Source organism: Acinetobacter suaedae (assembly GCF_008630915.1).
Lineage (GTDB): Bacteria > Pseudomonadota > Gammaproteobacteria > Pseudomonadales > Moraxellaceae > Acinetobacter > Acinetobacter suaedae.
In genome coordinates this window covers 2,115,970-2,129,870 of record NZ_CP043909.1, presented here as the reverse complement: position 1 = coordinate 2,129,870, position 13,901 = coordinate 2,115,970, and the positions used below count along the sequence as shown (strand labels likewise).

Sequence of the window (13,901 nt, the reverse complement as noted above, 5' to 3'; positions counted from 1 at the left end):
GCTTGATTTGATTTTAATCGACAAAAGAGTCTCTTTATTGAGGCTCTTTTTTTGTTATAGTGTCGCCTTGTTTGAAATATTACTTTTTTGGAATCGGCTATGAGTCAAAATGCTGTTGAAAAAAGATCTGTACCATGGGTTTTGATGGGGTTGGGGTTGCTGATTCCAATTTTTATCGTTGGCATGGCCTTTCTAGCGGCGAAAAGTGATGCTAAAACTAAAAGAGAATATGAACGACAACGTGCTGAAATAGCAAAAAGATTTGAGCAGCAAAAAAAAGCAGAGCAAGAAGCTGCAACTTTGGAAAAATAATTCTCAATCAGTTTAGTTTAGCGAATATCCATCTGTAACTGCTTTATAGATGGAATTTGCGTATAACGTTGTACTAAATAAACCTGCTTGTTGCAACATGTGATCACGCTTTTTATCTTCTAATTCTTTACCTATATGGCTAGGATCATCTAGTTCTATAATTGCAATCACTTGCATATCTTTGTCTAAAATTACAAAGTCTGTGACTTTACGATTAAAGCGGCTTCGAATCTTATAATGATCACTGGTAATCAAGGCGCTAAAAAGCAACCTGTGCCAAAATATGATGTTGCGGAAAAGCTTGTTGCAACCTTAAAAACATTTGTGATTCAAAGTTAGTAATAACAGGACGGGCAAAAAACTCTTGTTTGAAAAAGTATGAGCGTACACAGCTGATCAATAAAAGTAGAGCGCTAATACTACCAATGAATAAAAATATGGGGTGACTGGATTCAAACATTCTAAATTAAGTGTCAATAAAAAACCCACTCAAAGAGAGTGGGTTTTTAGAATCTTGGCTCTCCCACCTGGGCTCGAACCAGGGACCTGCGGATTAACAGTCCGTCGCTCTACCGACTGAGCTATGGGAGAATCTGGATATGCATTTTATGCATATCATTTTTAACGGTCAAGCTATTCATTTAAGAATTTGGCTCTCCCACCTGGGCTCGAACCAGGGACCTGCGGATTAACAGTCCGTCGCTCTACCGACTGAGCTATGGGAGATTAGCTTGGCTCTCCAACCTGGGCTCGAACCAGGGACCTGCGGATTAACAGTCCGTCGCTCTACCGACTGAGCTATTGGAGAATCTGATGCGCATTTTAGGCATGAAATATTCATGCGTCAACAAGAATAGTAAATAAAATGAATCGTTTGCTTGATAAATATTCTTTTCGGATTTTATTTATAAAAAAACTGCCCAAGGTGGGCAGTTTTTATGCAAGAAATAAAAGATTATTTCTCAACACCTGCTGGTTGACCTGCAAGTTTTGCATTTGCATAGTCCCAGTTCACTAAGCTTTCTAAGAAAGTTGCGATGTATTTAGGACGTAAGTTACGGAAATCGATGTAGTAAGCATGTTCCCAAACATCAATTGTCAATACTGCAATTTGACCATGAGCGAGTGGTGTATCTGCATTGGCAGTTTTAGTAATTGATAATTTACCATTTACTTCATCAGCTACTAACCATGCCCAACCTGAACCAAATTGAGTTGTTGCAGCAGCCGTAAATTCTTCTGCAAACTTTTCGTAGCTACCAAAAGCTTCATCGATTTTAGCTGCAATCGCGCCAGTTGGTTTACCACCACCATTTGGTTTCATGCTGTTCCAATAGAAGGTGTGGTTCCATACTTGAGCAGCATTGTTGAAGATACCTGCTTTAGATGCATCACCAGCAGATGCTTTGATGATTTCTTCTAAAGATTTACCTTCAAGGTCAGTACCTTTGATTAGGTTATTTAAGTTAACAACATAAGTATTATGATGTTTATCATGGTGATATTCTAAAGTTTCACGTGTGATATGTGGTGCTAAGTCATCATAGCCATATGGAAGTGCAGGTAAAGTAATGGTTGTCATGTTTCAATCCTTGCATTTGCTGGGTTTTACATTAAGTGGCTCTATTGTAAATGATTCTAAAGACAATATGACAGTCTTTTAAAGAACTATACACAATAACGACTTAATTTAAATGTATAACCTGCGCTTGAAATGAAGCAAAGTTTGATTTGAAGCGCAAGACAGCATTATGGAAAAATATTTAACAAAATCGGAGAGTGCGACTGGGTTAAATAGGGTTGTTTAATTCAAAATAATTTGCCTCAATTGCAAATTGATTTGCAATTGCTTGAGCTAAACGCTGTACGCCATAACGTTCAGTTGCGTGATGTCCACATGCAAAATAATGAACACCTAGTTCTTTAGCTTGATAAAAAGTACGCTCACTTACTTCGCCTGAAATATAAGCATCACAATTTTCCTGAGCTGCTTTTTCAATAAAGTCTTGAGCTCCCCCTGTACAGAAACCTACTTTTTGAATAGCAGATTTATTGCAGGGCAGGTGAAGCACAGAAAAATCAAAAATTGTTTGTAACTTTTCTTTGAACTGTTCAGGACTTAATGTACTTTCTAAATAACCAATATTGCCGATAGGATGTCTTTCTGTTGGATCTAAGGCTTCTATGTTTTGTAGACCGATTAATTCGGCTATTGCTGCATTGTTACCTAAGGTCGGGTGGGCGTCTAAAGGTAGGTGATAGGCAATGAGTGAAATGTTGTTTTGAATTAGTTTTTTGATACGATTGCCACGCATTCCTGTGATTGGATAGGGTTCGCCTTTCCAAAAATAGCCGTGATGAACCAGTAAGGCATCTGCTTGTTGTGCAATTGCAGCATCAATAGCATCCTCTGAAGCTGTAACAGCACAAATGATTTTATTTACATCAGACTTACCTTCAATTTGTAAGCCATTTGGCGCGTAGTCTTTAAACTCATTTGATTTTAAAGTTTGATTACACCATTGCACTATGTCATGCAAATTTGCCATAGAATTCCTCAAATGATTTACATTTTATAGCTGTCAATAAAAACATACTTTTTAATGTAACTAAAGCTAGACAAAAATTTTTTAACTTTTGCATTGTTTTTAAGTAATTTACATTACAATGATGGAAATTTTCTGTTCCGACAACAGACTCAATAATTTGTTCATAACATAAATTTCGCCTAGAGGACAATAAACGTGCGCCGTGCATTTACATGGTTACCTTGGGTATTACTCATTGTCGTTATATTCAGCTTTCTCGCTTGGCAAAAATCACATCAGCCGAAACCAACAGTAGCGTCTGATGGTGTGAAAATGCCAGCAGAAAAGGTCGAACCCTTAGTCGATACGAATCGCATGGGTGGGGTAGTTTCCTATAATGCTGCAGTTAAAGTGGCGGCACCTGCCGTGGTCAATATTTTTACCACCCAAAAAATTAAGCAACCAAATCATCCCCTGTTAAATGATCCTGTATTTCGTGAATTTTTTGGTAATCAGATTCCTCAGCAACCAAAAAATGAAAACAGTTTGGGTTCAGGTGTGATTGTGCGTGCTGATGGTTATATTCTGACAAATAACCATGTTATCGCACAGGCAGAGCAAATTGTCGTTGCGTTATATGATGGACGTCGTGCAGAAGCGAAAGTCATTGGTACAGATCCAGATACAGATTTAGCTGTGATCAAAATTGAGTTGGATAAACTTCCTGTATTACCGTTTAAACTTAGTGGTAATGAGGTTGGTGATGTTGTATTAGCGATTGGTAATCCATTTGGTGTAGGGCAAACTGTTACGCAAGGGATTATTTCTGCAACAGGACGATCAGATTTAGGTATTAACACCTATGAAGATTTTATTCAAACGGATGCTGCCATAAATCCAGGTAACTCGGGTGGGGCATTGATTGATGTTGCAGGTAATTTAATCGGCGTAAATACTGCGATATTTTCACAGTCTGGCGGTTCACTTGGAATTGGTTTTGCTATCCCTGCGAAGGTTTGTCAGCAAGTCTTAAACTCTATCCTAAAAGATGGACGTGTTGTCCGTGGTTGGCTGGGAATCAGTCTAATTCCAAACAATTTAGATGAAAACGTACTGACTGCAAAACCGGTTGGTGTTCTAGTTGCAGATGTCTTACGTGGAGGACCAGCAGATCAAGCAGGTGTGAAACGTGGCGATACGATTATTCAAGTCAATGATGAGCAGATTTCGTCAGCTTCTCATTTAATTAATTATGTTGCATTGCAAGCACCTGAGAGCATGATTGATATTGTTGTTGAGCGTGACGGTAAGCAACAGAAGTTGGAGGTGAAGGTTGGGGAAAGAAAAGTTCAACAAAATACTCAATCTCAATATATTCCATTACCAAAAGGTCAATAATTCTTTGAATCAGGAATTGTTGATTCATTTATCTTAATAAAAAAGCCTGTTGATCTTATCGATCAACAGGCTTTTTGCGCTTTTATAGGCTTTTTATTTTTTATTAAATCATCCAAATTTGATAATTTGATGACAACTGTCAAAGTTTTGATGTAATCCAATTCAATCTATTGAATCAGCAATAAAAATTTTTTTTAAAATTTATAATCCAACTGTAACCAAAGCTTTTCGGTATCTACACCAAAATCTTCAGCTTGATAGCTGGAAAATTTTGCTAATCCAGATAACCCCTTGATTGGTAATGCTTGACCATAGGAAAAAGAAAATTCTTGGCCATAGTTTAATCCTTTTATATCACTTCGGTAATGATGCAGCTCGGTTGCTAATTTACCTTTGCTGAATATATTAAAACTTGAGCTTATATAAAGATCACGTAAACCATTGGCTGGTGTATTTAAGAACAGGTCACTCCAGCCATTGAAGCGATGTTTAGTTGCAAGTGGAGTTTGAAAAGCAATTTTACCTTCGTCACTACTTAAAACTTCATAACCAATTGCAACTTCACCAAGCGGTTTCTGTCCAGAAACTTGGTAGCCAAGTTCTAAAGCATAATAATCAGTATCGTATGTTAATGGTTGATCTGCATAGTCCTGTTGTTTTGCATATTCAGCACTATAGCGGAAGTTTTTGTGCTTCCCTGTGAAACGAAGACCATAGCTTTGATTTGACCAAGCATTGAGGTCTTCAAAGTCAAGAAAGTAGCCATAGAGTACGGCATTGAACTGAGGGCTATAGCTGTATTTAATTTGTGCTAAATGGATTTGACTATCTTGTTTACCATCTTGAGCTTTTAATGCAACTGGTTTAGCTGTTTCACTACCAAAGATTGTGTTTACCTGTTCAATATAAGCATAGTAGAACTGGAGTTTTGGATCTGCTTTAAAATTGAAGCTAATTGCATCGTAACTTTGTTCATTTTGACGCCAACCAACAGAACCAATAAAGCGTTGATTATCTAGATTGATAACTTGCCGACCTAATCGGGCATCAAACTTGGAACTGTTATAATTTATATATAACTGATTAAGATCTAAGTTTTTGGGATCAGGAACAGTACTATATGTGGTTTCACTGTTTCGAGTGCTATTAAAATGATCATTGAGTTCAATGTTTGCCTCGCCTTGTGCATATAGGCTCAAGCCCTGCCATGAGCCTGTTTGTAGTGCAGGTCGTATACGTAATGTCGCAGCTTCAGCTTTTTTTAATGGGTTGTCTTGATCAACCATCTCAAAACGTAAGCGACTATCCAGTGAAAGCTTGGTATTTGTTAATAAATCGCTATTGGCAAATAAATGAGTTGTAGAAATACAGCCGAGTGCGATCAAAGAAATTGAAATGATTTTCATCATATTTCCCCTAGAGTTAAAAATGAGACGTGAGTTGGTTAGGAGGGGATGTGAATAAGCACATCCCTCTTAGAACAGCGTTGAATTAAGCGGTTGAGTTACGTTCAAGCAGTGCTTGCTTAAACAGATGTTGTTCTTGTTCTTTATGTTCGACTGAGAAGCGGATCAGAATGACACTGAATGCGGCAACAGTTACAAGGCAGCCTAGGATCATGAGACAAGTTTGGATGTCGAGCAAACCTTTGAGAAGGAATCCTGCAGCGACGGCACCTACGTTACCACCTGCACCAATAATGCCAGCCACACCGCCGAGTGCATCACGATCAATAAATGGTACGAGTGCATAAGTCGCACCACATGCCATATGAGTAAATAGTGCAAAAACGGTCATGGCAAGTACAGCAAGTATGACGGTATTCATTTGAGAAAAAATGATGAGGAACAATCCTTCACCCAAGATAAGTAAGAAGAGGATGCGTGTACGTCCATCTAACCCTTTATTGGCAGCCACTTTGTCAGAAACGATACCACCCAATGCGCGAGCAAATAGTGCCAGAAGGCCGAAGATTCCGGCTGTTAGTCCAGCTTCCTTCAAGCCCATATTAAAGTGGTCCACATAGTACATTGCGGCAATATTATGGATAAAAATTTCAATACCGAAACATGCAGCATAGGAGATAAATAAAATCCAGACACGATAATTACGTGCTGCTTGCATCAAGATAGCAGTTCCACCTTTTTTTGTATTACCAGCATCAATGCCTTGTTCACGTAATTCTTTAAAGTTACCTTGTGGACTATCTTGTGTTAGTTTCCAGTAAAGTATACCCACGATTACCATCATGATTCCTGGAACAAGTAATGCGATACGCCAGCCCATTGCTTGCTCCACACCAAACATGATGATTGCACCTAGAATGAGAGGCATGATGGCTTGTGTTGCACCACCACCTGCATTTCCCCAACCTGCTGCAGCGGCATTTGCAGTGCCAACAACATTTGGTGCGAACATCACACTGGTATGGTATTGGGTAATAACAAAACTTGCTCCAATCGCTCCAATTAAAAGGCGGAAAAATAGAAAGGATTCATAGGTATTGGCTGCAGCAACACCAAACACAGGAATACTGCCAAGAATCAATAGGGCGGTATAGGTCTTGCGTGGTCCATATTTGTCACATAGCGGACCGACAATAAGACGGATAACAATGGTGATTGCAACAGCTGCAATATTGATGTTTGCAATTTGGGCTTTGGTTAAATTAAATTCACCTGCAATTACAGGCATAAGTGGTGCGCATGCAAACCATGCAAAGAAGCACACAAAAAAAGCCAGCCATGTCATATGGAATGCACGCATTGCTGGAGTGGAGAAGCTAAATAGTTTTATTTCAGTTGCTTTCTTTGCATCTAGATTCATATTTGAAGACATTGCCTTCCCCCTGAACTGAACGAATTACCATTTCGTAAGCTAAACAAAGTTATGCTTACAAACAGAACAGAACGGACGTCTTTGGCCGCCAACAATTTTTTGAATCGACATTGATTCTATATGCTATGAAATAAGCAAGGGATGTGCCAATAAAAATATTTAACCAAAAGAATAATTTAAGGTATTAATTTAAATGGCTAATATTTTGGTTTTCATTGTTTTGGATTCAGCGATAGGCGCTTATTAAATTTTAAAGGAGTAGATATTCTAAAAACTGTAAGACAATATTGTGTGAGTTGTTTTTAAATGGTGCATCTTTTTTATACAGTGTGGCTTAAAATATAGCGATCATAAAAAAAGCAGCCGAAGCTGCTTTTAGAAGGAAAAGATTAGAAGCGGTAGCCGATACCTGCATAACCTAAAATAGGATTAATTTCGATATCTGCTTTGGCTTTAATTAATTCCCCATATTTTGAATCATTCACAGTAATAGTAGCATCAGTACTTAAGTGAGCATAAGATACAGAGCCTACAGCGTACCATTTTTCATTAAAATCATAGGTAAAACCAACCGTTGCTACAGGAGCAAAAGTATCTGAAGCATCTAACTTAACTTTTGGATTTCCTGAGCTTTTTTTCTGGTCTAGAGCTGCGCCAGCTTTACCGTCTTTAATATTGACAATCATATGACCAGCATTGACAAGATCTTTTTCCAAGTCTGGGTTCATTTCTAGTTCACTGAAGTAAGCATACATGAGCCCTAAACCAACATATGGTCTAAATTTATTTATACCGGTTTTTCCAAAGCGGTATTGGAGTTCGAATGCAGGTGTCCAAGCACGTGCGGAAGATGTCTTTTTATGGGCTTCTAAGTCCGTAATGAAAATATCTTTCTTTAATGGAAGATCACCAACTACTACACCTAATCCTTCTGGAGTAGCGATCCCTGTTAAAGGTGCATAAATTTTTCCTTTACCTTGAATATCTACTTTAGGAGGGATACCAGCTTTAACTTCCAACGACAGATTATCTGTAAAATGATAACTTGTCATGATCCCTAAGGTTAGAACATCATCGGCTTCAAGACCTGTACCTTGATTTTCCCATGAAGATAAACCATTGATTTCTGCTGTACCTGCAGTGCTCGCTCTGAGGTACTGTGCTCCATCATCACCTTTATAAGAGACAATACCTTCTTTACCCAAATTAAGGAGTGTATGTCTTTCTAGATCAAGAACGCCTTTTAATATAGCTTTTTTAGCTGTAGCTTCTGGTTGTGATTCATCAATCGCGTCTAATACAGAATCGCCTTTGACATCTCCAACTTTGGTTTTGGTTCCCTCTGCAACAGAGGTATTTACACGTATAGGTTGTCCTTTACCCGTTGGTTTTACATATAGGGGACCAGCTGAAATAGAGAAGCGCTTAAACCCATCTCCATCTTTGAGGCTAAAATATGGTGAATCTGCAAAAGTAAGTGTAGGAAGGGCACATAAACCTGTTGTAATCAGGCATGCAAATGACTTCTTCATCATCTTGGGACTCCATGTCCTAAAGTTTGTAAGGATTTTTCTTGCGCTCACCATAACGTTTTTTTATGCAGAATTTGTTTAGATAGAATTTATAATTGTTATAACTATGAAAAAAATTGTAGTAATTAGATTAAAATTGAGTGATTTTTACGCTAAAAAGGGTGGGTACTTAAGTACCCACCCTTAAAAATGAATTATTGAAAACGTGAAAGATCTTCTTCAGGGCGAGCTGTCAATACTTCAATTCCAGTCTCAGTCACTAAGATGGTGTGTTCGTATTGAGCAGACAATTTATGATCTTTGGTAACAACAGTCCATTTGTCACCCAAAAGTTTGGTTTGCCAGACACCTGCATTGACCATTGGTTCAATAGTGAAGGTCATTCCTGCCTCTAAACGCATTCCTGTACCTTTTTGTCCATAATGTAACACTTGAGGTTCGTCATGGAATACATTGCCAATACCATGACCACAATATTCACGGACAACACTAAAGCGCTCAGACTCTACATATTGCTGGATAGCATACCCAATATCGCCAAGATATGAACCATCTTTAACTGTAGCCATACCACGATACATTGCTTCTTGTGCGACAGAGCACAGACGATTTGCAAGGATCGATGTTTCCCCTCCAACGATATACATCATATTGGTATCGCCATGATAACCATCTTTAATAACAGTGACGTCAATATTTAGAATGTCACCGTTCTTTAAAATTTTATTTTCAGATGGAATACCATGACAAACGACATGGTTTACAGATGTACAAATCGAGTGCTGGAAAGCAGGGCGACCCGGAGCTGCGCCATAACCCACACATGCAGGAATAGCCTGTTGTACATTTTCTATATGGTTGCGACAGATTGTATCGAGTTCTAACGTACTCACACCCGCTTTGATATGCGGCTTAATCATGTCTAAAACTTCAGCAGCCAATTTCCCTGCAACACGCATCTTTTCAATTTCTTCAGGTGTTTTAATTAATCGACGAGGAGCTGTATAAGTTGTATTCATGATCTCTAAAAACTTTTGGTAATTTGCAAGTGTCTATGGTATAAATAGCCGCCTATTTTATCAAATGCTTTTCGTGACAAATCTTCTTTATTTTTATTGGAGGCTTTTACGGAATTATTTGATAATAAATAGTCGTAAAAAAATCCGCACATATATCGTCACATTACTCTGGGTGCCTAGCAATAGGTGGAGAATGCGGATATATGGAGGCCTAACCCAAACTTTAAGGTAAAGAAAATGGCAGATTACAACGTAAGCATGCGCGACCTTCTTCAAGCAGGCGCACACTTTGGTCACCAAACTCGTTTCTGGAACCCAAAAATGCGTCAATACATTTTTGGCGCGCGTAACAAAATTCACATCATCAACCTTGAGCACACTGTTCCTGCGTTAAATGATGCATTGAACTTCGTTAACAACTTGGCGAGCAAAAAGAACAAAGTATTATTCGTTGGTACGAAACGTGCTGCTTCTAACATCATCCGTGAACAAGCTCAACGCGCTGGTCAACCATATGTAGATCACCGTTGGTTAGGTGGTATGTTGACGAACTGGAAAACACTTCGCCAATCTATCAACCGTTTAAAAGATCTTCAAACTCAATCTCAAGACGGTACTTTTGCTAAGCTTACTAAACGTGAAGCTTTAGAACGTACTCGTGAGATGGAAAAACTTGAACGTGCTTTAGGCGGCGTTAAAAACATGGGTGGTTTACCTGACGCATTATTTGTAATCGACGTTGATCACGAAGCGATTGCAATTAAAGAAGCTAAAAACTTAGGTATTCCTGTAATCGGTATCGTTGATACAAACTCTAACCCAGACAACGTTGATTACGTTATTCCGGGTAACGATGATGCGATCCGTGCAGTTACTTTGTATGCTTCAGCTATGGCTGATGCGATTCTTGCTGGTAAAGAATACGCTCAATCACAAGCGAATGCACAAGCGAAAGGCGAAGAAGCTGCTAAAGAAGCTCCTGAGGCTTAATGCGTTTTGACGCAAGCTTGTCATTTTTGTGATTTAAAATGATGACAAATTGAGCGTCGAGAAAGCAAAGCGGCCCAGAGAAAACTTTGGGCCGTTTTTGTTGAACAGATTTATATTCTACCGATTTTAGGAGATCAACATGACTGCAGTTACTGCGAGCATGGTAAAAGAATTACGTGACCGTACTGGTCTTGCAATGATGGAATGCAAAAAAGCATTGACAGAAGCAGGCGGTGACATTGAGCTTGCGATTGATAACCTTCGTAAATCAGGTCAAGCAAAAGCTGCTAAAAAAGCAGGTAACATTGCTGCTGATGGTGCGATCACAATCGTTCAAAACGGTAATAAAGCGATTCTTGTTGAAGTTAACTGTCAAACTGACTTCGTTGCAAAAGACGAAAACTTCAAAAACTTCTCTGATAAAGTGGCTACAGCTGCACTTGCTGCAAATGAAACTGATGCTGCGAAAATTGCTGAACTTAAACTTGAAGATGGTTCTACTGTTGAAGAAGCGCGTGTTGCACTTGTTCAAAAAATCGGTGAAAACATCCAAGTACGTCGTGCTCATATCGTTGAAGGCGAAAACTTGGCTATTTACAAGCACGGTTTAAAAATCGGTGTTGTAGTTTCTTACACTGGTGATGCTGATACTGGTAAAGGTATTGCAATGCACGTTGCTGCGTTCAACCCAGTTGCAGTAAATGCTGAAGCTGTTCCAGCTGACTTGATCGCTAAAGAGAAAGAAATTGCTGAAGCAAAAGCTTTAGAATCTGGTAAGCCTGCAAACATCGTTGAGAAAATGGTTACTGGTTCAGTTGAGAAATACTTGAACGAAGTAGCACTTGATCGTCAAATGTATGTTATTGATAACGACAAGAAAGTTGCTGATGTATTAAAAGCGACTGGTACAGTTGTTGCTCAATTCACTCGCTTCGAAGTAGGTGAAGGTATTGAGAAGAAAGCTGAAATGAGCTTTGCTGATGAAGTTGCTGCTGCTCAAGCTGCTGCTGCTGCTCAATAATTTTTACTGAATAAGTAAAAGTTATAAAAAACCCAGTCATTATTTTAGACTGGGTTTTTTTATTGGAGAACAATATATTATTGTGGTGTGGGAACGGTGTAACTCGCTATAAAATAAATTTTCAGTCTCATTAAAATAAAAGCTTGAAATAGAAAAAATAACATTTTCTTCATTAAAAACTCAATATAGTGGTTTTAAGTATAAAAATTAATTTGGAGTTCAATATGTCCATGCCTATGCCAAAAATTCTTCTCAGTACAATTTTTTTGTCATGTTTATCTTTGCCAGTTTATGCCACGGTGGGTGGACCACAACATATTGAAGTTCTAGGGTTGGATCGCAAAGCTCAAAAAATTTATCTCATGCGACATTTTGAAGATGGGCGGGGACGTTTACCTCAACTTTATTATTATCAATTAAATGGCACCAATCCAACTAAGCTGATCCAAGTTGATTCACTTTATATTAATCCTAAAACTAAATTAATTGATTATGATCAAAATAGTACGCAATTTGATATAGAAATTGCGAAAATTCAGAAGCGTTTATTGCCACTTCAGCCTATACATAAGAGTAAGGCTCATATTCAATTATTATCTGTTAAAAAAGGAGAGGCAAAAGCATGGTATGATCCTGAAATACCTATTGATAAATGGTCATATCAATATCAGGTTAAAAGCTTTTGCCTAAAAAGCAAGCCGCAGACAGCTGATAGCTACAAGGAAGAGTTAAATATAGCCAAAGTCTATAAAGTGCCTCATAGTAAAAATATGCTTGTAACAGTCGAATATCTCGGTATTCCTTTTGAAACAGGTTACAACATTGAAGATCCTGTATTGTTGACGAAATAATGGCCCTATTTTTAGCTCTTTGTGTTTCTTAACGATGAGAAAAAATACAAAGAGCGATAAGAATTATGTACAAGAGATCTAGTGTAAAGCTTGAACTGTGGGATCATGTGATGGTGAGGTATTGAATAGCTTTATTCGCCGTATTGCTCTTTAAATTTTGCTAATGCTTCAATCCTATATTGAACTAGCATTTCACCAATTTCAGGGCCTTTAATGTGTTCTGGTAAATCTTGGGCACGAATATTTCTTACAATGTCCATCGCATCTAAAATAAATTGAGCTTGGGGATATGGGCGTTCTTCCATACCAAGGCGACCTTTTGCATCACATTCACAAGCTTGAACGAAAGCTCTAACTTTATCAGGGCGGCGCAGTACATCCAAACGTTGTAGAAAGCGCCATAACGTTCCTGGTTTTAGATTCTTTGCTTGATGGCATTTCAAATGCTCTTTACATACGGTGAGCGCTAGATTTTTTATATGTGTAGGAACTTTTAATCGATCACATAGCGTAGTAACGGGCTGTATTCCACGCTCTTCATGCATAATGTGTCTAGGAAGCTCTTCTATAGGGGTGAGTGCTTTCCCTAAGTCATGAACGAGTACTGCAAAGCGGACATCCAAAGTATAATTGGCCTGACATGCTTGTTGTAGTGCCATTAAAGTATGAATGCCACAATCAATTTCAGGGTGGAATTCTGGTCGCTGCGGTACACCAAAAAGTGCATCAATTTCGGGAAATAAAATTTTTAAAGCATCACAATCTTTAAGAATTTGGAAATATACATCTGCATGATCTTCCATTAAAGCACGAGCTGTTTCTTTCCAAACACGTTCAGGTGTAAGTGCATTTAGTTCACCAGACTTTGAGATTTCTTGCATTAATTGCAATGTATTCTCTGCAATTTTAAAGCCATAAGGTGTGTATCGCGCAGCAAATCGCGCAACCCGAAGCACACGTAGAGGATCTTCTGTAAATGCATCAGAAACATGGCGAAGAATTTTTTCTGCTAAGTCTTTCTGTCCACCATATGGATCGTATACCTGACCATTTTCATCCATAGCCATGGCATTAATGGTTAAATCTCTTCGGATAAGATCATCTTCGAGAGTAACATTTGCATCAGTGAAAAACTGGAAACCATGATAGCCAATACCCGATTTTCTTTCTGTACGTGCAAGTGCATATTCTTCTTTTGTTTCTGGGTGTAAAAATACGGGGAAGTCTTTGCCAACAGGTTGATAGCCTTTAGCAAGCAATTGCTCAGGTGTTGCACCGACCACTACATAATCTTTTTCGTGATAGGGGTGCCCAAGTAAATGATCTCGAACAGCACCGCCTACTAAATAAACTTGCATGAAAAAACCTCTATTCTTCACACAATCATGCTACAGAATAGAGGTTTTCTCAAG

At 38.5% G+C, this 13,901-nt stretch carries 12 protein-coding genes, 3 tRNA genes and 1 pseudogene; 5 read left to right on the top strand and 11 right to left on the bottom strand.

What is annotated here, in order from left to right:
- The first annotated feature begins 99 nt into the window (after positions 1-99).
- The gene (locus tag F2A31_RS09965; RefSeq protein WP_150026250.1) at positions 100-312 is read left to right on the top strand and encodes a hypothetical protein; all 213 of its coding nucleotides are present in this window, start codon (positions 100-102) and stop codon (positions 310-312) included.
- 17 nt (positions 313-329) lie between these two features.
- Here the strand turns inward: F2A31_RS09965 and F2A31_RS09960 are convergent.
- The 6 genes and pseudogenes from F2A31_RS09960 to F2A31_RS09935 all read right to left on the bottom strand — a co-directional run bounded on the left by F2A31_RS09960 (position 330) and on the right by F2A31_RS09935 (position 2,861).
- Positions 330-772: pseudogene (locus tag F2A31_RS09960) on the bottom strand (DUF2726 domain-containing protein).
- 55 nt (positions 773-827) lie between these two features.
- Positions 828-903 (bottom strand) — tRNA-Asn (locus F2A31_RS09955).
- A 59-nt stretch (positions 904-962) separates the two neighbouring features.
- Positions 963-1,038: transfer RNA gene (locus F2A31_RS09950), tRNA-Asn, on the bottom strand.
- A gap of 6 nt (positions 1,039-1,044) precedes the next feature.
- Positions 1,045-1,120: transfer RNA gene (locus F2A31_RS09945), tRNA-Asn, on the bottom strand.
- 147 nt (positions 1,121-1,267) lie between these two features.
- Positions 1,268-1,894, bottom strand: coding sequence for a superoxide dismutase (locus F2A31_RS09940; protein WP_075315805.1), 627 nt, complete (start codon positions 1,892-1,894; stop codon positions 1,268-1,270).
- Positions 1,895-2,102: 208 nt separating this feature from the next.
- Complete coding sequence (locus tag F2A31_RS09935) at positions 2,103-2,861, bottom strand: Nif3-like dinuclear metal center hexameric protein (RefSeq protein ID WP_150026249.1); 759 nt, start codon at positions 2,859-2,861, stop codon at positions 2,103-2,105.
- Between the two features lie 195 nt (positions 2,862-3,056).
- Here F2A31_RS09935 and F2A31_RS09930 point away from each other — a divergent pair, with 195 nt between their 5' ends.
- A complete protein-coding gene (locus tag F2A31_RS09930; RefSeq protein WP_150026248.1) occupies positions 3,057-4,238 on the top strand; it encodes a trypsin-like peptidase domain-containing protein in 1,182 nt (393 codons plus the stop codon).
- Between the two features lie 194 nt (positions 4,239-4,432).
- Here the strand turns inward: F2A31_RS09930 and F2A31_RS09925 are convergent, their stop codons facing one another.
- The 4 genes from F2A31_RS09925 to map all read right to left on the bottom strand — a co-directional run bounded on the left by F2A31_RS09925 (position 4,433) and on the right by map (position 9,627).
- Complete coding sequence (locus tag F2A31_RS09925; RefSeq protein ID WP_171490658.1) at positions 4,433-5,644, bottom strand: alginate export family protein; 1,212 nt, start codon at positions 5,642-5,644, stop codon at positions 4,433-4,435.
- An 85-nt stretch (positions 5,645-5,729) separates the two neighbouring features.
- Positions 5,730-7,076 carry an MFS transporter gene (locus tag F2A31_RS09920; RefSeq protein ID WP_150026246.1) on the bottom strand — a complete coding sequence of 449 codons (1,347 nt, stop codon included), beginning with the start codon at positions 7,074-7,076 and terminating at the stop codon, positions 5,730-5,732.
- A gap of 389 nt (positions 7,077-7,465) precedes the next feature.
- Positions 7,466-8,611 (bottom strand): OmpW/AlkL family protein, encoded by a 1,146-nt coding sequence (locus tag F2A31_RS09915; protein ID WP_004963000.1) that lies wholly within the window; start codon positions 8,609-8,611, stop codon positions 7,466-7,468.
- Positions 8,612-8,802: 191 nt separating this feature from the next.
- Positions 8,803-9,627: a type I methionyl aminopeptidase gene (gene map / locus F2A31_RS09910; RefSeq protein ID WP_150026245.1), complete on the bottom strand. Its 825-nt coding sequence runs from the start codon at positions 9,625-9,627 to the stop codon at positions 8,803-8,805.
- Between the two features lie 237 nt (positions 9,628-9,864).
- On the opposite strand from map, the gene rpsB reads away from it, so the two are divergent.
- The 3 genes from rpsB to F2A31_RS09895 all read left to right on the top strand — a co-directional run bounded on the left by rpsB (position 9,865) and on the right by F2A31_RS09895 (position 12,489).
- Positions 9,865-10,617 carry a 30S ribosomal protein S2 gene (rpsB, locus tag F2A31_RS09905; RefSeq protein WP_005082020.1) on the top strand — a complete coding sequence of 251 codons (753 nt, stop codon included), beginning with the start codon at positions 9,865-9,867 and terminating at the stop codon, positions 10,615-10,617.
- A 139-nt stretch (positions 10,618-10,756) separates the two neighbouring features.
- Complete coding sequence (gene tsf, locus F2A31_RS09900; protein WP_150026244.1) at positions 10,757-11,638, top strand: translation elongation factor Ts; 882 nt, start codon at positions 10,757-10,759, stop codon at positions 11,636-11,638.
- Between the two features lie 224 nt (positions 11,639-11,862).
- Positions 11,863-12,489 carry an aminotransferase gene (locus F2A31_RS09895; protein ID WP_150026243.1) on the top strand — a complete coding sequence of 209 codons (627 nt, stop codon included), beginning with the start codon at positions 11,863-11,865 and terminating at the stop codon, positions 12,487-12,489.
- 131 nt (positions 12,490-12,620) lie between these two features.
- On the opposite strand, the gene F2A31_RS09890 is transcribed toward F2A31_RS09895, so the two are convergent.
- Complete coding sequence (locus tag F2A31_RS09890; RefSeq protein WP_150026242.1) at positions 12,621-13,847, bottom strand: multifunctional CCA addition/repair protein; 1,227 nt, start codon at positions 13,845-13,847, stop codon at positions 12,621-12,623.
- Between the last annotated feature and the right edge of the window lie 54 nt (positions 13,848-13,901).

What these genes read in the sequence shown, in the direction of transcription:
- F2A31_RS09965 (WP_150026250.1), top strand. Translation starts at nt 100, where the DNA reads ATGAGTCAAAATGCTGTTGAAAAAAGATCTGTACCATGGGTTTTGATG.
- F2A31_RS09940 (WP_075315805.1), bottom strand. Translation starts at nt 1,894, where the DNA reads ATGACAACCATTACTTTACCTGCACTTCCATATGGCTATGATGACTTA.
- F2A31_RS09935 (WP_150026249.1), bottom strand. Translation starts at nt 2,861, where the DNA reads ATGGCAAATTTGCATGACATAGTGCAATGGTGTAATCAAACTTTAAAA.
- F2A31_RS09925 (WP_171490658.1), bottom strand. Translation starts at nt 5,644, where the DNA reads ATGAAAATCATTTCAATTTCTTTGATCGCACTCGGCTGTATTTCTACA.
- F2A31_RS09920 (WP_150026246.1), bottom strand. Translation starts at nt 7,076, where the DNA reads ATGTCTTCAAATATGAATCTAGATGCAAAGAAAGCAACTGAAATAAAA.
- F2A31_RS09915 (WP_004963000.1), bottom strand. Translation starts at nt 8,611, where the DNA reads ATGATGAAGAAGTCATTTGCATGCCTGATTACAACAGGTTTATGTGCC.
- map (WP_150026245.1), bottom strand. Translation starts at nt 9,627, where the DNA reads ATGAATACAACTTATACAGCTCCTCGTCGATTAATTAAAACACCTGAA.
- rpsB (WP_005082020.1), top strand. Translation starts at nt 9,865, where the DNA reads ATGGCAGATTACAACGTAAGCATGCGCGACCTTCTTCAAGCAGGCGCA.
- tsf (WP_150026244.1), top strand. Translation starts at nt 10,757, where the DNA reads ATGACTGCAGTTACTGCGAGCATGGTAAAAGAATTACGTGACCGTACT.
- F2A31_RS09895 (WP_150026243.1), top strand. Translation starts at nt 11,863, where the DNA reads ATGTCCATGCCTATGCCAAAAATTCTTCTCAGTACAATTTTTTTGTCA.
- F2A31_RS09890 (WP_150026242.1), bottom strand. Translation starts at nt 13,847, where the DNA reads ATGCAAGTTTATTTAGTAGGCGGTGCTGTTCGAGATCATTTACTTGGG.